At 60.7% G+C, this 19267-nt stretch carries 21 protein-coding genes; 17 read left to right on the forward strand and 4 right to left on the reverse strand.

Going from position 1 to position 19267, the window contains the following annotated elements:
• The first annotated feature begins 11 nt into the window (after positions 1–11).
• From BMZ67_RS02080 to BMZ67_RS02100, 5 genes are all read left to right on the forward strand, one after another.
• Positions 12–476, forward strand: coding sequence for a chemotaxis protein CheW (locus tag BMZ67_RS02080; RefSeq protein ID WP_092020252.1), 465 nt, complete (start codon positions 12–14; stop codon positions 474–476).
• A gap of 72 nt (positions 477–548) precedes the next feature.
• Positions 549–1040 carry a Fur family transcriptional regulator gene (locus BMZ67_RS02085; protein ID WP_092020253.1) on the forward strand — a complete coding sequence of 164 codons (492 nt, stop codon included), beginning with the start codon at positions 549–551 and terminating at the stop codon, positions 1038–1040.
• Positions 1033–1818, forward strand: a complete 786-nt coding sequence (znuC, locus tag BMZ67_RS02090; protein ID WP_092020894.1) for a zinc ABC transporter ATP-binding protein ZnuC — start codon at positions 1033–1035, stop codon at positions 1816–1818. The genes BMZ67_RS02085 and znuC overlap by 8 nt, the downstream gene beginning before the upstream one ends.
• Positions 1805–2617, forward strand: a complete 813-nt coding sequence (gene znuB / locus BMZ67_RS02095; protein ID WP_092020254.1) for a zinc ABC transporter permease subunit ZnuB — start codon at positions 1805–1807, stop codon at positions 2615–2617. Before znuC ends, znuB begins: the two co-directional genes overlap by 14 nt.
• A gap of 89 nt (positions 2618–2706) precedes the next feature.
• Complete coding sequence (locus tag BMZ67_RS02100; protein WP_092020255.1) at positions 2707–4155, forward strand: CHASE domain-containing protein; 1449 nt, start codon at positions 2707–2709, stop codon at positions 4153–4155.
• 21 nt (positions 4156–4176) lie between these two features.
• On the opposite strand, the gene BMZ67_RS02105 is transcribed toward BMZ67_RS02100, so the two are convergent.
• A complete protein-coding gene (locus tag BMZ67_RS02105; protein WP_092020256.1) occupies positions 4177–4428 on the reverse strand; it encodes a CDGSH iron-sulfur domain-containing protein in 252 nt (83 codons plus the stop codon).
• Positions 4429–4547: 119 nt separating this feature from the next.
• Here BMZ67_RS02105 and BMZ67_RS02110 point away from each other — a divergent pair, with 119 nt between their 5' ends.
• Genes BMZ67_RS02110 through arsJ form a run of 3 tightly spaced genes read left to right on the forward strand, consistent with a single transcriptional unit; the run spans position 4548 to position 7542 of the window.
• Positions 4548–5333, forward strand: a complete 786-nt coding sequence (locus tag BMZ67_RS02110) for a metalloregulator ArsR/SmtB family transcription factor (RefSeq protein WP_092020257.1) — start codon at positions 4548–4550, stop codon at positions 5331–5333.
• The gene (locus BMZ67_RS02115; protein ID WP_092020258.1) at positions 5330–6340 is read left to right on the forward strand and encodes an ArsJ-associated glyceraldehyde-3-phosphate dehydrogenase; all 1011 of its coding nucleotides are present in this window, start codon (positions 5330–5332) and stop codon (positions 6338–6340) included. The genes BMZ67_RS02110 and BMZ67_RS02115 overlap by 4 nt, the downstream gene beginning before the upstream one ends.
• The gene (gene arsJ / locus BMZ67_RS02120; protein ID WP_092020259.1) at positions 6337–7542 is read left to right on the forward strand and encodes an organoarsenical effux MFS transporter ArsJ; all 1206 of its coding nucleotides are present in this window, start codon (positions 6337–6339) and stop codon (positions 7540–7542) included. The genes BMZ67_RS02115 and arsJ overlap by 4 nt, the downstream gene beginning before the upstream one ends.
• An 11-nt stretch (positions 7543–7553) precedes the next feature.
• On the opposite strand, the gene BMZ67_RS02125 is transcribed toward arsJ, so the two are convergent.
• A complete protein-coding gene (locus BMZ67_RS02125) occupies positions 7554–8648 on the reverse strand; it encodes a patatin-like phospholipase family protein (protein ID WP_092020260.1) in 1095 nt (364 codons plus the stop codon).
• A 236-nt stretch (positions 8649–8884) separates the two neighbouring features.
• Between BMZ67_RS02125 and BMZ67_RS02130 the strand changes: the two genes are divergently transcribed.
• Positions 8885–9910, forward strand: a complete 1026-nt coding sequence (locus BMZ67_RS02130; RefSeq protein ID WP_092020895.1) for a GGDEF domain-containing protein — start codon at positions 8885–8887, stop codon at positions 9908–9910.
• Positions 9911–9917: 7 nt separating this feature from the next.
• Here BMZ67_RS02130 and BMZ67_RS02135 read toward each other — a convergent pair whose 3' ends face one another.
• Positions 9918–10832, reverse strand: a complete 915-nt coding sequence (locus tag BMZ67_RS02135) for an alpha/beta fold hydrolase (protein ID WP_092020261.1) — start codon at positions 10830–10832, stop codon at positions 9918–9920.
• Between the two features lie 213 nt (positions 10833–11045).
• On the opposite strand from BMZ67_RS02135, the gene folE reads away from it, so the two are divergent.
• The 8 genes from folE (at position 11046) to BMZ67_RS02175 (ending at position 18776) form a co-directional block, all read left to right on the forward strand.
• Positions 11046–11612 (forward strand): GTP cyclohydrolase I FolE, encoded by a 567-nt coding sequence (gene folE, locus BMZ67_RS02140; RefSeq protein ID WP_092020262.1) that lies wholly within the window; start codon positions 11046–11048, stop codon positions 11610–11612.
• 14 nt (positions 11613–11626) lie between these two features.
• Positions 11627–12007 (forward strand): dihydroneopterin triphosphate 2'-epimerase, encoded by a 381-nt coding sequence (gene folX, locus BMZ67_RS02145; protein ID WP_092020263.1) that lies wholly within the window; start codon positions 11627–11629, stop codon positions 12005–12007.
• A 2-nt stretch (positions 12008–12009) separates the two neighbouring features.
• On the forward strand, positions 12010–12480 hold the full coding sequence (locus BMZ67_RS02150; protein WP_092020264.1) for a CoA-binding protein: 471 nt from the start codon (positions 12010–12012) through the stop codon (positions 12478–12480).
• Between the two features lie 104 nt (positions 12481–12584).
• Positions 12585–14831, forward strand: a complete 2247-nt coding sequence (locus BMZ67_RS02155) for a putative bifunctional diguanylate cyclase/phosphodiesterase (RefSeq protein WP_092020265.1) — start codon at positions 12585–12587, stop codon at positions 14829–14831.
• A gap of 32 nt (positions 14832–14863) precedes the next feature.
• Positions 14864–15181, forward strand: a complete 318-nt coding sequence (locus tag BMZ67_RS02160) for a hypothetical protein (RefSeq protein WP_092020266.1) — start codon at positions 14864–14866, stop codon at positions 15179–15181.
• A 65-nt stretch (positions 15182–15246) separates the two neighbouring features.
• Complete coding sequence (locus tag BMZ67_RS02165) at positions 15247–15693, forward strand: MerR family transcriptional regulator (RefSeq protein WP_092020267.1); 447 nt, start codon at positions 15247–15249, stop codon at positions 15691–15693.
• Positions 15686–18211 (forward strand): heavy metal translocating P-type ATPase, encoded by a 2526-nt coding sequence (locus tag BMZ67_RS02170; protein ID WP_092020268.1) that lies wholly within the window; start codon positions 15686–15688, stop codon positions 18209–18211. Before BMZ67_RS02165 ends, BMZ67_RS02170 begins: the two co-directional genes overlap by 8 nt.
• Before the next feature lie 124 nt (positions 18212–18335).
• Positions 18336–18776, forward strand: coding sequence for a DUF411 domain-containing protein (locus BMZ67_RS02175; RefSeq protein WP_092020269.1), 441 nt, complete (start codon positions 18336–18338; stop codon positions 18774–18776).
• Between the two features lie 16 nt (positions 18777–18792).
• Here the strand turns inward: BMZ67_RS02175 and BMZ67_RS02180 are convergent, their stop codons facing one another.
• Complete coding sequence (locus BMZ67_RS02180) at positions 18793–19173, reverse strand: EF-hand domain-containing protein (protein WP_092020270.1); 381 nt, start codon at positions 19171–19173, stop codon at positions 18793–18795.
• Between the last annotated feature and the right edge of the window lie 94 nt (positions 19174–19267).

Raw genomic sequence — 19267 nt, forward strand, 5'->3', positions numbered from 1 at the left:
GGAACTGAACCATGAGCGAAAACAGCCAACTCCTCCCCTGCGTTATGATCCCGATGGCCGGGCAACAGCTGTTACTCCCCAACGTTTCCATCGCCGAAATTGTCGATTACGCCAGCGTGGAACGCCGCGACAATGCGCCGCTGTGGCTGTTGGGTGATATCCAGTGGCGTGGCCTGACCCTGCCGGTTATTTCCTACGACATTGCCAATGGTGGCAAAGCCGGCGCGCCTGCCAGCAGTCGTGGCCGGGTAGCGATCCTCAATACCATTGGCGAGCACCATAACTCTCTGCCCTTCCTGGCCATTGTTACCCAGGGGATTCCCAGCCAGGCCCGAATCGCCAGCAGCCAGGTACAGGAGCGCGAGGGCGAACCCGGTCCCGCCGACCTGATGCTGGTTGACGTTGACGGCGAAGGCGCCCGCATTCCGAACCTCGAATACCTGGAAACCCTGGCGCTGCAGGCGCAACAAGGCTGACATCAACAACCGCGGTGACGGCACTGATGGCAAACGTTATAATGTTGCATTATTTGAACGGATACCGTTGCCATGCCAGACAGTGCCCTTCCTTACCGGCCCCACAACCACACCGCCTGCGTCCAACAGGCCCTGGCCGATGCCCGTGAGATCTGCCAAAGCCAGCAGGCGCGGCTGACACCTACCCGGGAGCGGGTCCTGGAGCTGATCTGGCAATCCCACAAGCCACTCGGTGCCTATGACCTGCTGGCGGCACTGGCGGAGGATGGTCACAATGCGGCACCGCCCACGGTGTATCGTGCCCTCGACTTTCTCCTGCAGCATGGCCTGGTTCACCGGATTGCCTCCCTCAATGCGTTCATTGGCTGCACCCACGCCGGCCAGAACCACACCAGTGTTTTCCTGATCTGCCGCAACTGCCGCAATGCCCTGGAGCTGGCCGCCCCCGAGGTTGAACTCGCCGTCCACCAGGCCGCCGCCGCCCAGGCGTTCACACCGGAAGACACCACCATCGAGATTGCCGGGCAGTGCCCCACCTGCAAGGCGGCCAATGCTGATGACTGAATGCCTGGTTACCCTCAAGAACGCCACCGTTCGCTTTGACGGCCCACCGGTCATTGATGGCATCAACCTGACGCTCAACCGCGGCGATATCGTCACCATTATCGGCCCCAACGGCGCCGGTAAAACGACTCTGATCAAATCCATACTGAGCATCCAGAAGCTGTCAGGCGGCGAGATCTGGCTCAAGCCCGGTGCCCGTATCGGCTACGTTCCCCAGCATCTGATCCTGCAGCCCACCCTGCCGCTGAGCGTTCGCCGGTTCCTGATGCTGACCGGTGAACCCGAGGCCCGCTGCCGCGAGGCGCTTGCGCAAACCGGGGTCAGCCACCTGTTTGACGCATCGATCCATCACCTGTCGGGCGGCGAAAAGCAGCGGGTGCTGATCGCCAGGGCGCTGGCCCGGAACCCGGACCTCCTGGTTCTGGACGAGCCCGCCCAAGGCGTCGACATCAATGGCCAGGCGGCACTCTATGACCTGATTCGCACCCTTCGGGATCAGCTCCAGTGTGGCGTCATCATGATTTCCCACGACCTGCACCTGGTCATGGCGGCCACCGACCAGGTCATCTGTTTGAACCAGCACATCTGTTGCAGCGGTCGCCCGGAGGACATTTCCGCCGACCCCGCGTTCATCGAGACCTTTGGTCAGCAGGTCGCAGAAAGCCTTGCGGTCTACCACCATCACCATAACCACCAGCACACCCTTCACGGCGACGTGGTCGCTGGCGACGGTGACGCCTGCCAGCACGAGGACTGCCACAGCCATGGCACTCATTGATTCAATCCTGGACGATTTTTTCTGGCGCGCACTGATCGGCGGCCTTGGCGTCGCACTGGTTGCGGGCCCGCTCGGCTGCTTCGTGGTCTGGAGGCGGATGGCGTATTTTGGTGACACCCTGGCTCATTCGGCCCTGCTGGGTATCGCCCTTGGCTTCCTGTTCCAGCTGCCACTCAACCTGGCCATCGCCGGCACCTGCGTGGCCCTCGCGATCGTGCTGGTGATTCTCGCCCGCAGCCGTACCCTGGCAACCGATACCCTGCTGGGCATACTTGCCCACAGTGCCCTGGCCATTGGCCTGGTCACCCTCAGTTTCATGCCAGAGGTGCGCCTCGACCTGAGCGGTTACCTGTTCGGCGACCTGTTAGCGATGAGCCGCGACGACCTGCTATGGATCTACGGCGGCGCCGCCATCATTCTCACATTGCTGTACCGGCTCTGGCGGGGACTGTTGATGACCACCATCCATGAAGAACTGGCTCGGGTAGAAGGCTTTCCGGTTGAACGTCTGCGCCTGGCATTGATGCTGATGTTTTCCCTGGTCATTGCCGTCGCGATGAAAATCGTCGGCGTGCTGCTGATCACCGCCCTGTTGATCATTCCAGCGGCTACCGCCCGGCGCTTGGCAAACACCCCGGAACGTATGGTGCTGTTGGCCGTGGTGATCGGCATGCTGGCGGTGTCCGGCGGCCTGAGCCTGTCCTGGCTTTCCGACAGTCCAGCAGGGCCCTCGGTTGTGGTTGCGGCCTTTACCATGTTCCTGCTGGTGTACGGGGTGGTGCGGCGTCCCCAGGCCTGACCGGCGCTCTGGCTTCCCTGATCCCGGGACGTGGGCTAAAGTGAGTCTGAGGTCGGTCTTGCCATGCCCATACCCAGCCGGAGACTCACATGCCCCGCGCGCCCCGACAAGGATTCCGTTTCCCGCGTCGCCTGCTTCTGCTGCCAGGCTTACCGCTGCTTTTACTGGTCATCATCCTAGTCGCAACCGCCTGGCTTGCCCAAACCGCCAGGGACGAAGGGCGAACCCTCACCAACCAACTGCTCGCCACCCGGCAACTGGGCCACGCCGCGCGCTTTGATGCCCATTTCTCATTACTGGTGGCCAGTGCCCGAGGCATGGCTGCTGGCCACATTGGCAATGCCACTGAGTTCCGCCAGCGGGCCAACGCACTCCTGGCCCAGCACCCGACCCTGCTTGGCGTTGAGCTGATCCGCCGGATTCCCCATGACCGCCGGGAACAGGTTGAGCAGCAGATGTCTGCGGAGCTGAACCAGTACGTGCCGTTTCGACAGTGGCAACAACTGGTGGCGAACGTCCCCCTTGAACCCCGCGACGACTACCTGGTGGTGCGCTGGAGCTACGCCCGCAGCGACATTGAGGAAAACGGAATCAGCCCGGGCCTGCTGGCACTGTCAGTGCCGCAGTGGCGCCGGGACCTGCAAACCGCATTCGAACAGCAGACGGTGACCACAACACCGTTGACGGCCCTCGACAACGAAAGCCTGAACGGCCATAGCCTGCGCATCTTTGTGCCAGTGAGCCAGGACGACGTGATCAGCATCGACATGGACCCAACCCATTGGCTGGGGGGGCTGTTCGGCGCCTATCAGGACCCCCGCGTCCGCTTTACCGTGCATGACCTCAATCAGCACAACAAGACACCGCTGTACCTATCCCCCGCCGAAGGCTCTGTGCTGTCAGAGCGCGCCCTGCGCTCCGAAGTGGCTGCGGGTAACCGTCACTGGATGATCACCACCCTGCCCACCAAAGGCCTCTACCTTCAGGCCAATACCCAGACCGTTCGGCGGGTATGGATGACAGGCCTCATCATCGCCCTGGCCGCAGCCGCCGCCCTCACCACCCTGTTGCTGCTGCGACAATTTTACCGGCGCAGGCTGACCCTGGCCGAAAAACGGCAAAACCATCTCGATACCCGGCAGCAAAACCTGGAAGTCGAAAAAACCATCCTGCACAAAGCGCTTGAAGAATCCGGGCACCGCACCCGCGACCTGATTGGACTGGCCGGGGGCTTTGTTGCGGAGCTGGATGAACGTGGACGTACCGGCTTCGTCTCCGAGCAGGTCAGTGACTTGCTCGACCTCCCTCCGTCGACATTGATGGAACAACCATTTGAAACCCACGTTGCTCCCGATAGCCTGGAATCCTATCAAGCCACCCTGGCCGCAGCCCGGGAAACCAGAGCCATCGAACGAGCCGACCTGAACCTGCTCACCGATACCCGCCGTGCCCTGCCGGTCACCCTTCGGGTCAAGGCCATTGCGGATCCGGTACACGGGTTTACCGGGTATCGGCTGTCAGTGATACCCCGGCAGTAACGCATCAGTAACCCCGTACGATCACGCCAAGGTTTTGTGAGTGCCATCGCAGCACGGCGGCGTTGCCGTCTGCTTGCAGCCACAGAACCACACCCACTCTTCTTTCTCAGCGCGAAACCGCACCGGGCGAAACGTCGTGCCGCGGTGGGAGCCGTCACAGAAAGGCTGACTGGCACTGCGACCACAGGCACACCAAAAGTAATCTTTACCGGCTTCCACCTTGACGGCGTAAGGCCCAGTTCGTGCAACCCGAGCAGCATCGGTCTGCGTCATGGCTCTCTCCCACGCTGAATTCACCTCAGTATAGTCCGCTGCTCTGGAATCATCGTCTTGCTCTCAGACAAACATGCAACTATCCTTATATTCCTTTTTTGATATATGCAGAGAAAAGCATGCAGGATCGTCGTCGAGTCCTTTTTGTCTGTTCCGCCAACAGCGCCCGTTCGCTGATAGCGGAAGCGTGCCTCAAGCAACTGGCCGAGGATCAGTTCGAGGTTGCCAGCGCCGGTACCAAGCCAACTGAGCCGCACCCACTGGCATTGCAGTGCCTGCAGGAGGAGGGAGTGGACACCAGCGGGCTCAGCAGCCAGCCATTGGCCGCCGTAGCCGGGCAACCGTGGGACTACGTCATTCTGCTCTGTGACAAGGCCGCCGATGAGTGCCTGAATGTGCCGCTCTCAGGCCAGGTAATCAGCTGGGATTTTCCAGACCCGGCCACCACCAATCGCCTTGCCACCTTCGCCATGGTGATGCACCAGATTCTGGAGCGGGTGAAACTGTTTGTTACCGTCCATCAGAAAGTACCACCGCTGGCACTGCACACATCCCCTGCCAGCCTGTTCAAGCTGCTTGGGGATGAAAACCGGTTGGCGATCGCCCTGTTACTGGTGAGCGAAACCGAACTGTGCGTGTGCGAATTCACCGACGTACTGGAGCTGTCACAGCCCCGGGTCAGCCGGTTGCTGGCCCAGCTTCGAGACCAAGCCCTGGTGGCTGATGAACGCCGCGGTCAATGGGTCTACTACCAGCTGCACCCGGCCTTGCCAGAGTGGATTCGCCAGGTTCTCGACAACACCTACAACGCCCATCAACACCTGATTGCGCCGATGCTTGATCGGCTGCACAACCTCGCTGACCGCCCGGATCGCCGCTGCGAGACCAAGGAGAACGAAGCATGACTACCCTGAAGATTGGCATTAACGGTTTTGGCCGGATGGGCCGCTTGGCTCTTCGTGCCGCGTTTGACTGGCCGGACGTGGAATTCGTCGCCATCAACGACCCCGGCGCCGATGCAACGGTGCTCGCCCACCTGCTCAACTTCGACAGCGTGCACGGCCACTGGCACCACGCCGCCCGGGCCGAAGACGATGCCCTGGTGATCGGTGACCAGCGCATCCGGGTGACCGCCAATCGCACCATTACCGAGACCGACTGGTCCCATTGCGATGTGGTTATTGAGGCCAGCGGCAAGATGCGCAAGGTCGAGCTGTTGAACGGCTATCTCGACCAGGGCGTTCAGCGGGTGGTGGTGACCGCGCCGGTCAAAGAGGCCGGTGCCAAAAACATTGTCATGGGCGTCAACGACCACGAGTTCGACCCAGCAGTTCACCGGATTGTCACCGCGGCATCCTGTACCACCAACTGCCTGGCGCCAGTGGTCAAGGTGATCCATGAAAAACTGGGCATCAAACACGGTTCCATAACCACCATCCATAGCCTCACCAACACCCAGACCATTATCGATGCCCCCCACAAGGATCTTCGTCGTGCCCGCGCCTGCGGCAGCTCGCTGATCCCCACCAGTACCGGATCGGCCACCGCTATCATCGAGATTTTCCCGGAACTGAAGGGACGCCTCGATGGCCACGCCGTGCGGGTGCCCCTGACCAATGCCTCGCTAACTGACTGCGTATTTGAAGTGGAAACGCCCACCGACGCAGACACCGTCAACCGCCTGCTGAAGTCCGCCGCGGAGGATGAACTCAACGGCATCCTTGGCTACGAGGAAAGGCCACTGGTGTCCATTGACTATAAGACCGACCCCCGCTCGGTGATCATCGATGCCCCTTCGACCCTGGTGGTGAACGGTACCCAGGTGAAGCTCTACGCCTGGTACGACAACGAATGGGGCTATGCCAACCGCACTGTGGAACTGGTCCGCAAGGTGGGAGCCGCCGGCGAATGAGCCCTGATGTCCGCCAGTACCTGATCATTACCGGCAACTACTGGGCCTTTACCCTCACCGATGGCGCCTTGCGCATGCTGGTGGTGCTGCACTTTCACCAACTCGGGTACTCCCCGCTGGCCATCGCGCTGCTGTTTGTGTTCTACGAGTTCTTCGGGGTGGTGACCAACCTGGTGGGGGGCTACCTCGGCGCTCGCCTTGGCCTCAACCGGACCATGAATCTGGGACTTTTCCTGCAGATTGTAGCGCTGGCGATGCTCGCGGTGCCCGCCGCCGCACTGGCCGTGCCCTGGGTGATGGCGGCCCAGGCGCTGTCCGGCATTGCCAAGGACCTCAACAAGATGTCGGCCAAAAGCGGCATCAAGCTGCTGGTGCCGGGGGCGCAACAGGGCCGTCTTTACCAGTGGGTCGCCCTGCTGACCGGCTCCAAGAACACCCTCAAAGGGGTGGGGTTCTTCCTCGGTGGCGCCTTGCTGATGCTGGCCGGCTTCCAGGGTGCGGTCATCGTCATGGGGGGTGCCCTGCTGCTGGTGTGGCTGGCGAGCCTGATGCTGCTCAGGGCGGAGTTGGGCAAGAGCAAGGCCAAACCGAAGTTCACCGACATCTTGTCCAAGAGCCGGGCGATCAACGTGCTGTCCGCCGCCCGCCTGTTCCTGTTTGGTGCCCGCGACGTCTGGTTCGTCGTCGCCCTGCCGGTTTACCTGCACACCGTATTTGGCTGGGATTTCTGGACCGTGGGCGGCTTCATGGCCTGCTGGATCATCGGTTATGGGCTGGTTCAGGCCCTCGCCCCCAGGCTCACCGGTCGCCATCGCGGAGCCCCCCCTGGTGCTGGGGCCGCAACGACTTGGGCCCTGATCCTGGCCGCCATTCCGGGGGCCATCGCGCTGGGCCTGGCGGCAGGACTCAGCCCACAGCTTGTGGTGATCACCGGCTTGTTGCTGTTCGGGGTACTGTTTGCGATCAACTCGTCCCTGCACAGTTACCTGATCGTGAGTTATGCCCGGGAAGACGGCGTGTCACTGGATGTCGGCTTCTATTACATGTCCAACGCCGCCGGTCGATTGCTCGGCACGGTGCTGTCCGGCTGGGTATACCAGCTCTATGGTCTGGAAGCCTGTTTATGGATTTCCGCCGCACTGGTGGCCCTGGCGGCGCTGTTTGCAGGTATGCTGCCCAGGCAGGATGCGGTGCACGCCTGACCGGGCCAGCCTCAGTGCTTGCCTGACAACGGACGCACCACATCCTTCAGGCGCCCGCTTTCAACCAGCTCGAGGAACTCGTCCCCCAATCGCTGGCTTTCCGCGACCGCTGCCCGCCAGGCTTTCTCGCGACCGGCATCATCGCCCATGTATCGCTCAAAATCCTTCCGGTCCGGCAGCTTGCCATCCGGCAAGGACGCCAGGTATTCCTTCGAGGGCGCCACCAGCAGAACGTCCTGCAGACGGGTGGCATCGCCCCGGCGCCAGGGTAACGACTTGTCGAACCAGCCCGGAATCACTTTGTCGGTGAAGTGGGGGTACAACACCACCCCGGGCTGTTCATAGGGCAGGTCCAGGTGGTAATCCAACAGTCCACCGTCACGGTAAACCCCTTCCGGAGCGCCTGGGATATTACTGACGCCAGACATCACCATGGGAATGGACGCCGAGGCCAGCAACGCCGGAATCAGGTTATCACGGGTCAGTTCAACCTGGTGGCTGGGAAAATCCACCAATTTGGCCACGGGCGTGGGCAGGCGGTGGTCATGGATAATGCCACGCTCCATAAACCGCCCCAGATGCCGGCGACTCACCATGTTGGCGCTGATCGCACTCATCAGCCCCAGCACAAGACGCCCACGGGTATCGTGCTCCAACAACCCGCGACTGCGCACTACCACGATATTGAGCCGGTAATGGGGGTGATTCAGCAGGTAGTCCTCACGGCCTTCCAGCAACGTCTCCAGAAACTCCACGCTCTTGCGGGTGATATCCGCAATGCTGCTACCCTTGGGGAAACGCTGGCTGGTATACAGCTCCGCCAACCGCGCCAGCTGGGCCCGAGGATCGTCACTGGAGGCAATGGCGGCAAAACGCCAGCTGCCAATTGAGGCACCGATCAACGCCCGCTCCTGGGGCACCCGCAGTAGCCAGTCGCCAAAGATGGCCTGGTCCAGCCCGGTCAACCCCAGGGCCTTGGGGCCACCAGCCGCACCGGGGATCACATGAACATCGCCGGGGTCCAGGTCTTTTTGGCGCAGACGCTGAATGGCACGACGGCCAGCCAGCACGGTCAACGCCGGGGGGCGCGTATGTATCGCTGTCATTCTACCTCCTTCGAGACAAGCCGGGAGTGTAACCAACCGGTCATATCACCGCTACCACCCTTCCGTACTGGAACAGAGTAACCACCAACCGATTTCGGGGAAGTCCGAGCCGTTTCTCACGTTGTTGTTTTCAGCCGTGCTAGACTCAGTTGAATTCTTTTCACGATGATCAGTAACCCAAGGACTGGCAGGAACTTATCGTGGTACGCTCACCTCTATCGCTGACATCCAAAGCCATGGCAACCAACCCCAGCCTGGTGGTCCTTGGGTTCCGCCGCCAGATTGTCTACCACCTGCACTTCTGGGCGCTTGTCGCGGTACTGCCCCTGGTGATGGTGCAGTGGGAACAGGGACACTTGCTGCTGTCGGCCCTGTTAGCCCTGTTCTGTGTCAATGCCGTACTCGTCATCGTATGCCTGCGCTGGTGGAAATTCTATTTTCTTCAGGGCTGGCCATTTGTCTTACTGGCGATCCTGTCATCGACGTACTCCACCGTCATCAATGGCCATGCAGGGCTGTATTGGGCATACCCGGCCGCCGCCGCAGTGTTCTTTTTACTGCCACTGCGATCTGCCATAGCCTGCAATGCCCTGTTTGTCGTCACCATGTCGGTCGTTTCCTTCCAGCGCTTCCCCGAAGCCGACTTCTGGCGGATCACTTTCTCTCTGGGGCTAACCTGCATCTTCGCGCTTATCTTTGCCTGGCTGGTTGGACGCCTCAAGGAAGAACTCGTCCAGATTGCAACCACCGATCCACTGACCGGCTGCCTCAACCGCTCCCAGCTGGCCGACATGCTCAACAGCCAGATCCAGATGCGCGAACGCTACGAGCGGGTATCCAGCATTGTGCTTCTGGATCTCGATTACTTCAAAGACATCAATGATCGCTGGGGACACGTCACCGGCGACCGTGTATTGAAGGAAATCTCGGCGCGAATGAAAGCCCGCTTGCGGGAAAGTGACAAAATGTTCCGCATTGGCGGTGAAGAGTTCATGCTGGTGCTGCCGGAGACCCGCCAGCGGGAGGCCGAACAGCTCACCCAGCAGTTGCTGATCAACATCGCCTCGTCCCCCCTTATCGACAACATCATGGCGACGGCCAGCGCCGGCGTCACTGAAGTGAAAAAAGGCGATACCTGGTCCACCTGGCTGAACCGGGCTGACCAGGCGCTCTACCAGGCCAAGCACCGTGGGCGGAACTGTTTGGTCGGTGGTCAGGAGCCGATTCAGGCGTCAGCCACCATAGTGTCTCCCGCCTCCTGACTGAACCTCAGGACGGATGCCGGAACGCCTGATAGGCTTCGAACACCAACTCAGGTGCTTCGTAATGCGGGTAGTGACCCACCCGCGGCAGGCAACAGGTGTCTGGGGCATCGCTCAGTTCGTGATATCGGCGGGCCATGGCAACCCCGGAAATCGGGTCCGTCCGGCCAAAAATCACCCGCACGGGCATATCGGCCTTGAGCAGTGCGGAAACCCAGCGGTTCCGGTGGCAACGGCGCTCTTCCATGAAACGGATCAGGCGGTGAAGGATGCCTCGCCCGTTGTTGTAGGTCAGCAGGTACCAGAAATCGTCCAGCTCTGCCTGGGATGGCCAGTGACGGCCACCAAACAAGCGGCGGAACTGAACATCGAACATGCGCCGGGACAGCCCCCGGCTTACCAGCCCCCCCATCGGGCCGCTCAGTAGCTTCTGGATCAACAACGGGCGATGCACTTCAGGGAAAAGCGCGCCGTTGAGAAAACAGACGCTGGCGATGGTAAAACCGAGACGCCCTTCCTGGGCACGGGCCATCAACTCCTGGGCAACGCTGCAACCATAATCGTGCACCAGCAGGTGAACCTGTTTTAGCCCCAGTTCTTCGAGCCAGCCCTGATGCAGGTCCGCCTGGTCGTCAATGGAGTACCGACGCTGGGCGGGTTTGTCGGAGAAGCCAAACCCCAGCATATCCAACGCCAGGACCCGGTAATGAGGAGTCAGGTAGGGCCACAGCCGGCTCCAGTCCCAACTGGCAGTCGGGTAGCCATGGATCAACACCAGCGTTTCTCCCTCACCCTCCATGCGGCTGAAAATGGCATGGCCGTCGTAGTTGAACCATTTGCCTTGCTGTTGCCAGGCATCCAGGGTCAAACCCTCCGACGATACTGGCTGGCCATCCACAGCAACGGGAATCTCCTGCTCCATCAGTCTCCCTCAGATAAAAATGTAAACCGCAACTTTAGTTCAAAGTTACCACCACCGTCATCCACCCAGTCGGCAAATTCCCAATCCGGCCCAGTATGCCCCCTTGCGTTCGAGGTGCGTCCTGGCGCGCTTTATCATAAGCTGTAGGGCTCGACGGTTACTGAGCCAGTTTCAGGCCGCTTCAAAAATAACGACACAAACGGGCACCACGCCATGGCTGATAAGCTGAACGCCATTGCCGGACACTACCGGCAGATCATTCAACACTTGGGTGAAGACGCCGAGCGGGAGGGGCTGCTGGACACCCCGACCAGAGCCGGAAAAGCCATGCAGTTTCTTACCAAGGGCTACCAGGAATCGCTGGAGCAGCTGGTGAATGGCGCAGTCTTTGAATCGTCCATGGATGAGATGGTGGTGATTCAGGACATCGAACTCTACAGCCTGTGTGAACATCACCTGTTGCCGTTCATCGGCAAATGCCACATCGCCTACATGCCTCAGGGCAAGGTGCTCGGGCTGTCAAAGTTTGCCCGCATCGTCGATATGTACGCCCGGCGCCTGCAAATCCAGGAGAACCTGACGCGGGAAATCGCCGAAGCCATTGAGCGCGTCACCAACGCCCGTGGGGTGGCCGTGGTCGTCGAAGCCCAGCACATGTGCATGATGATGCGCGGGGTGGAAAAGCAGAACTCGCTGATGAAGACCTCGATGATGCTGGGTTCCTTCCGCACGTCCCAGGCGACCCGGACCGAATTCCTTACCCTGATTCAGAAACGTTAATTCCAGGAGACACCATGCCCGCTTCCGACGTCAGTCATCTGGCAACGGTACGTATCAAGGACCTGATCCTGCGCACCTACATCGGCATCAAAGACGAAGAGATCAATAATCAGCAGGACGTTCGGATCAATGTCTGCCTGACCTACGATGCCTCTGACGCCATCCGCAACAACGAAATCGAGTCGGCGCTGAACTATCGCACCATCACCAAACAGATCATTCATCACGTGGACGGCAATCGCTTTGCGCTGCTGGAGCGCATGACTCACGAAGTGCTCTCCATCGTGATGGACCATTCAGCGGTACGTTGGGCGCGGGTCGAAATCGACAAGCCCCACGCCCTGCGTTATGCCGAATCCGTGTCGGTATCACTGGAAGCCCGGAGGGAAGTCTGACGATGCCCAGCAACAATCCAGAGCAGATCCGCAACCTGCTCACCACAATCAACACCATTGCCCTGGTGGGCGCCAGTGACAAACCGTCCCGCCCCAGCCATGAAGTGATGGCGTTTCTGCAGGGGCATGGGTACCGGGTCATACCGGTCAATCCCAGACTGGCAGGCCAGCTCCTGTTGGGGGAAACCGTTTATCCGGACCTGGCGTCCGTTCCCGTTTCCATCGACATGGTGGACCTGTTTCTCGCCCCACAGTTGACCGACCCGGTTATCGACGACGCCATTCGCCTGGGGATCGGCGCCGTCTGGTTACAGATTGGCGTCATCAATGAGGCCGGGGCAGCACGAGCCGAGGCCCATGGAACAACCGTGGTGATGGACCGTTGCCCGAAACAGGAGATCCCCCGCCTGGGCATTCCGCCACGCCCGGGCGCGAGCACAAGCAATGACAAAACTGCCGAAGAGATCCGCTAAAGAGGACGATTTATGTCAGTAGGTCATTGATAAGAACAGGAATAATAAGGATACTCAACAGCACCTGGTTCTAACGATATTACCAGCCGCAATTGGCAATCTACATGCACAAACGATTTCTAAACATTCTACTCAGCCCTGCTTTACCAGCCATCGTTATGCTGGTCTTCCTCACAGTGGCGCTGGGACTGAAACACAGCATGGACCGCCAGCAGAACCAGCAGATTCAGAGCATTATCACTCAGGAAGCCGGTAACCTCTCGGCCGAATTGGGCGAGCGTTTCAAGGCACACCAGCAGGCAATCAAGCGCATGGCCCAGCGGCTGAGGGCGACGCCCGACATGACCGAGGAAACCTGGCGCGAAGATGCCCGTAATTACCTCAACGACTTCGGCATCTACCAGGCCATTGAATGGATCGATCGTGATTTTATCATTCGTTGGCTGGAACCTCTTGATGGCAACGAGAGCGCGGTGGGGTTCAACGTTGCCTTCTCCGATCAACGCCTCCACGCACTGACGACGGCAGCGGCAGAGGGCACCCTCGATACCTCAGGCGTGATCACCTTGCATCAGGGTGGGAATGGGCTCGTGGTCTATGCACCGGTGGGCCATGGCGAACACAATAACGGCTTTATCGCGGGCGTGTTCCTGCTGGAAAACCTGGCTGGCACCCTGTTGTCCGAACAACTGCGTTCGGATTTTCTGGTCGTCATCGAGGACAACGGTCGCCCGGTGTACCGGTTAACACCGGATGAACCGGTCAGCCAGCACTTCACCACTGCCGTCGACGCCCAGTTCCTCAGCAGTAACTGGCGCCTGACCCTGAACCCCACTCAGGCCTGGCTGAAGCAACACCAGAGCGCGCTTCCCGGCGTTACCCTGTACACCCTCCTGCTGATGGGCGGGCTGGTCAGTCTCGCTGGGCTGCTGATCCAGCTGGTACTGAAGCGCAACCAGGATTTGCTGAAAACCCGTTACGAACTGGACCAGGAAATCCAGCAGCGGCAAATCGCCCAGCGAGACCTGGCCCGGCTGGAGTCCACCGACAGCCTGACCGGGCTGGCCAATCGCCGGTTCTTCATGGAAGACCTCTCCCATACGCTGATGCTGGCAGACCGTCATAACCGTCAGGCGGCCATGGTGATGATTGATCTCGACCGCTTCCAGATGCTCAACGACTCCCTCGGCCATCAGTTCGGCGATGAGCTGTTGATTAAAGTGTCTGAGCGCCTGAAGGCCCTTGGCAATGAACGGGTCATGATTGCCTACGCCGGTGGCGATGAGTTCATGGTGTGCCAGCAGCATGTCGATAACGTGGATGACGTGATCCACCTGCTGGGGCAGATCCAGAAATGCTTCGCAGAGCCCTACGCCATCCAGGGTCACATCTACAGCATCACTGCCACCATGGGCATTGCCATCTACCCGCAAAGCGGCACCGATGCCGATACGTTGTTGCGCAACGCCGACATTGCCCTGCACCGGGCCAAGGGCAATGGCCGCAACTCCTACCAGTTCTATACCGAAGGCATGCTGGATCAGGAAGTGCGACGGCTGGAGCTGGACAAGGACCTTGCCAAAGCGCTGGAGCAGGATCAGTTTGTTTTGTACCTGCAGCCCCAGCTCAACCTCGAAACCATGGAAGTCGCCAGTGCTGAAGCGCTGATACGCTGGAACCACCCCGAGCGCGGTCTGATTCCGCCCATTGAGTTTATCCCCCTTGCCGAGGAAAGTGGTCGCATCACCGATATTGGCCGCTGGGTGGTCATGGCCGCCTGTCGTCAGCTGGCGGCATGGCGCAACGGCCCCCTCAGCCAGATCAAGATCGCCATCAACCTGTCTGGCCGCGAACTCGACAACGAAGACCTGGTGGATCATATCCAGCGGGCGCTCACCCTCTACCAGGTGGACCCCCGTCAGCTGGAGGTTGAGCTGACCGAGGAAATCTTTATCCAGAACATCGAGCACAACCGCAACCAGCTGATGCGACTGCACGAGCTCGGCGTTCACCTCGCCATTGACGACTTCGGCGTAGGCTACTCGTCGCTGGCCTACTTGCGGGATTTCCCTGTTGATCTGCTGAAAATCGATCGTTCGTTCATTACCAACATCACCGAGCGCCCTGATGATGCCATCATTACCCGGGCGGTCACCAACCTGGCCCACAACCTGGGGGTCAAAGTGGTCGCGGAAGGTGTTGAGAGCGAGGAGCAACTGGCGTTCCTCAAGGGCCTCAAATGCGACTTTGCCCAGGGTTACCTGATCAGCCGCCCGGTAGAAGCCCGCGTTCTGGAGCCCCTGTTGCAGGACAACCCGCAGTTTAAACTGGCGCTCACCGAGCAGTCATGACCGGCTCCCAACCCCCGATGAAGGCGAATTCTATGCAAGCCCGCTACCTCACCCCCGAACAGAACCGCAAGATCCGCCGCTGGGAAGCCTGGAACCGTAGTTACTTCATTTTTGCGTTCTTTACCCTGTTGCTGATATTGGTCTTCAGCAGTCAGCTCGGCCTGTCGAGCGGTGACAGCTGGGGCCCATTGGGCCTGTTGCTGACGCTCCTGGTCAGTCCCATTGTGGTCCTGCAACTGCGCCTGGCCTGCCCGGCCTGCGGCAAACGAATCGGCTGGCAGGCCAAGCTACTGGCTCCCGACCAATGCTCCGGCTGCGGTGTCTTTCTGAGCAGCAAAGACAAACCTTGACCTTTGAGTAGCTCATAGGTTTTAAACTGACTTCATGATCGATCCCGCCCACTGGAGGACGATGAATGAAAGTCAATGAACTGGCCAAAGCCGCCGGAACCAGCGCCGACACCGTGCGTTTTTACACCCGGGAAGGCCTGCTCAGCCCCAGCCGCAACCCCGACAACAACTACCAGCAGTTCAGTCCGGACGACCTGCGGCGGCTCAAGTTTGCCCGTAAGGCCCGCACCCTGGGGTTCTCTCTGCCCGAGATCAAAACCATCCTGGAACAGGCGGATGACCAGCACTCGCCCTGCCCCATCGTCCGCGAGGTCTTTGAACAACGCCTGCAAAGCGTGGAACAGCAGATCGAGGAACTGACCCAGCTTCGGGACCGGATGCAGGCTGCCCTCGGTGCCTGGCAAACCATGCCAGACGGTACCCCCGACGGACACACCATCTGCCGTCTGATCGAACACTGGGACGATCCCAATGGCCACCTTGAAAACACGGAGGGCTGCTGCCATGACTGATACCCCGCTTGCACCGGTACGCCTTACCATCAGTGGCGCTTCCTGCCAGGGCTGCGCCCGCAAGATCCGCACCGCGCTGACGGACCTGGTCGGCAGCCCCGAGGCCGTCGAGGTTGATATTGAGCATCAAACCGTCACCTTGCCGCCAGGCACAGATCCAGAGCAGGCCGCCAAGCGGGTCACTGCGGCCGGTTACCCGGCAGAACCCCTGGAAACCACCCTGTGCCCGATACCAGCCAGCCAGCCGGAAGCGCCTGTCTCAGAGCCCGTCGAAATAAAATCCGATGTGCCTCAGGTGCAGCTTGCGGTGACAGGCGCAACCTGTGCCTCCTGCGTCCGCACCATCGAGAAGGCCCTGATGTCGGTTCCCGGCAGCCAGGGTGCGCACATGAACCTGGCCGATAACACCGCAACCGTCTACGGCAGCGTGGAAGTCCCGGCGCTGGTTGCCGCCGTCGAAAGCGCCGGCTACGGCGCCAGCGAAATTGAGGACCCGGACAGCGCCGATGAGCGCCGGGAACAGGAAGACCGCCGTCATTACCGGGAATTACTGGTCAAGATGGCGGTCAGCCTGGGCCTTGGTCTTGGCCTGATGATCTGGGGTATGGGGTTTGGCGACATGATGGTGACCGCCAGCAACCAGACCACCTGGCTGGTGCTCGGTGGCCTCACCCTCGTCGTCATGCTGGCCACCGGTGGCCATTACTTTACCGGTGCCTGGAAGGCCTTTCGTCACCACAACGCCAATATGGATACGCTGATCGCCCTGGGTACCGGCACGGCCTGGCTGTACTCCATGGTAGTCGCCAGCGTCCCGGGACTGGTGCCGGAGATGGCCCGCCACGTCTACTTTGAGGCATCCGCCATGATTATTGGCCTGATCAACCTCGGTCAGGCGCTGGAGTTACGGGCCAAGGGCAAGACCTCCCAGGCGGTACGCCGGTTGCTGGACCTTCGCCCCAAGACCGCCCGGGTGATTCGCGACGGTCGGGAGCTGGACCTCCCGGTAGCCCAGGTGGTGGTTGGCGATCGCCTGCGGGTTCGTCCCGGCGAGCAGCTCCCGGTGGATGGCGACATCCTTGAAGGAGAAACCCGCATCGATGAAAGCATGCTCACCGGCGAACCTATGCCCGTGGCCAAGGGCGTCGGCGATACCGTTTCCGCCGGCACCCTGAACGGGCATGGCGCCATCGTCTACGCCGCCAAACGGGTCGGCAGTGACACCGCGCTCGCCCAGATCATTGCACTGGTCAAACGAGCCCAGGGCTCCAAGCCCGCCATTGGGCGGCTGGCTGACCGCATTTCGGCGGTGTTTGTGCCTACGGTCATGCTGATTGCCGTATTCTCCGCCCTGGTCTGGTACAACGTCGGCCCGCAGCCCGCTGTGGTGCACATGATGGTAGCGGCCACCACGGTGCTGATCATCGCCTGTCCCTGTGCCCTGGGACTGGCCACCCCGATGTCGGTCATGGTTGGCGTTGGCAAAGCAGCCGAGTATGGCGTGTTGATTCGCCAGGGCGACGCTTTACAGAATGCCGGCAAGCTTGACCTGGTCATCCTCGACAAGACCGGAACCATTACCGAAGGCCATCCGGCGGTGACCGACCTGGAAGCCTGCCAGGGTGACGAAAGCCAACTGCTGGCCCTCGCAGCCGGGCTTGAGCGTCACTCCGAGCACCCGCTGGCAGAAGCCATCGTCGCCCGCGCCGACGCCGACCGGGTGGTTCCGGCGAATGTCAGCGGATTTGAAGCCAGCAGTGGCAAAGGCGTGTCCGGACAGTTTGAAGGCGCGACCCTACGCCTGGGCAACCGCCGCTGGCTGGAGCAGCAAGGCGTCGACCTGTCGCCTCTGGCGGAAGCGGAGCGCCGCATCAGCGCCAATGCCGGGACCCCGCTGTTTCTTGCCCGGGACCAGCAAGTGCTGGGCGTACTGGGCGTCGCCGATGCCATCAAGGCGGATTCCCGCGAGGCCATCCAGCGCCTGCACGACGCCGGTATTCGGGTGATGATGGTGACTGGGGATGTCGAGGCGACCGCTAACGCCATCGCCAGCCAGGTTGGTATCGACGACATCAGGTCAGAGGTACTGCCGGAAGACAAGGCGGGTATCGTCACTGACATGAGCCGCCAGGGCTTCCGGGTCGCCATGGTTGGGGATGGCATCAACGATGCCCCGGCGCTGGCGGCCGCCGACGTCGGCTTTGCGATCGGTACCGGCACCGATGTGGCGATCGAAAGCGCCGCCATCACACTGATGCGAGGTTCACTGCATGGGGTTGCCGATGCCATCGAAATCTCCCGGGCCACCGTACGCAACATCCACCAGAACCTGTTTGGCGCCTTTATCTATAACAGCCTTGGCATCCCGGTTGCCGCCGGACTGCTCTATCCACTGTGGGGCATCCTGATGAACCCGATCCTGGCCGGCGCCGCCATGTCATTGTCATCCGTGACCGTGGTCACTAACGCCAACCGACTGCGCCTGTTTCGCACCAGTTCCGGGAGGAAATCCTCATGACAGACCTTTTGATCAATGGCGGCGGCCTCCTGCTCATGGCTGCCATCGTCTGGTGGTTCTGGCTCGCCGGCGACAGTAAAGAAACACCCACGGATTCCCAACATCACTGAGAGGAACACACACCATGAAACGACTGCCTCTGGCCTTCGGGCTCGCCCTCGGACTGTCCCCCATGGCCCCGGCCCTGGCTGGCGAGACCGTGACGGTCTATAAATCCCCCAGCTGCGGCTGCTGCACCGATTGGGTGAAGCACATGGAAGACAATGGCTTTGACGTCGAAGCCATCAACACCCAACGGATCAACCAGATCAAGGCGGAAGCCGGCCTGCCACAGGGCCTGGCCAGCTGCCATACCGCCTTTGTTGGCGACTACGTCATCGAAGGCCACGTTCCGGCGTCAGATGTCCAGCGCCTGCTGGCGGAAGCCCCGGCAGCCCGGGGCCTTGCGGTACCGGGCATGCCGGTTGGATCACCCGGCATGGAAATGGGCGACCGTCAGGATGACTACACGGTGATCCTGTTCAACGAAGCAGGCCAGACCCAACCGTTTGCCCACCACCCCTGAACAGTCCGAGGCCTGATCAGCCGCCCTGACTGTTACAGAAGGCCCGGAACTCCAGCTTGCTGATCTTCTGGTCCTTGTTGAGGTCCATGATGTCGAGCAGCCGACGGCCCTGGCGAAATTGTTCCCGGGACGATGGCTGCTCACTCATCTCATCGGGAATATCGCCGCAACGCTGCCCCTCCCGAACCCCACACTGAACCAGGAACACCAGCTCCGCGCTCTCAATAAACTCATTGCCATTGCGGTTGGCACAGTCAAACTGGGCCCTGGCCCCCTCTGTCAGCGCATCGTCACCCATATCCTGGCCCCCGGTTCCGTATCCGGCACAACCGCTGATCACAACACCCAGCGCCAGCGTCAACGCCAGCAACAGCCTAGGCTTGCTATCCTTTTTCATGTTGCCCCCTGCTCTTCCTATCGCTCTACAGTCCCTCAAACTATCCGCTATCCGAAGGGAATCTGCCAACACCCTTGTCGCTCTGACGTTCGCC

The organism is Marinobacter zhejiangensis, assembly GCF_900114775.1.
Taxonomy (GTDB): Bacteria; Pseudomonadota; Gammaproteobacteria; order Pseudomonadales; family Oleiphilaceae; genus Marinobacter; species Marinobacter zhejiangensis.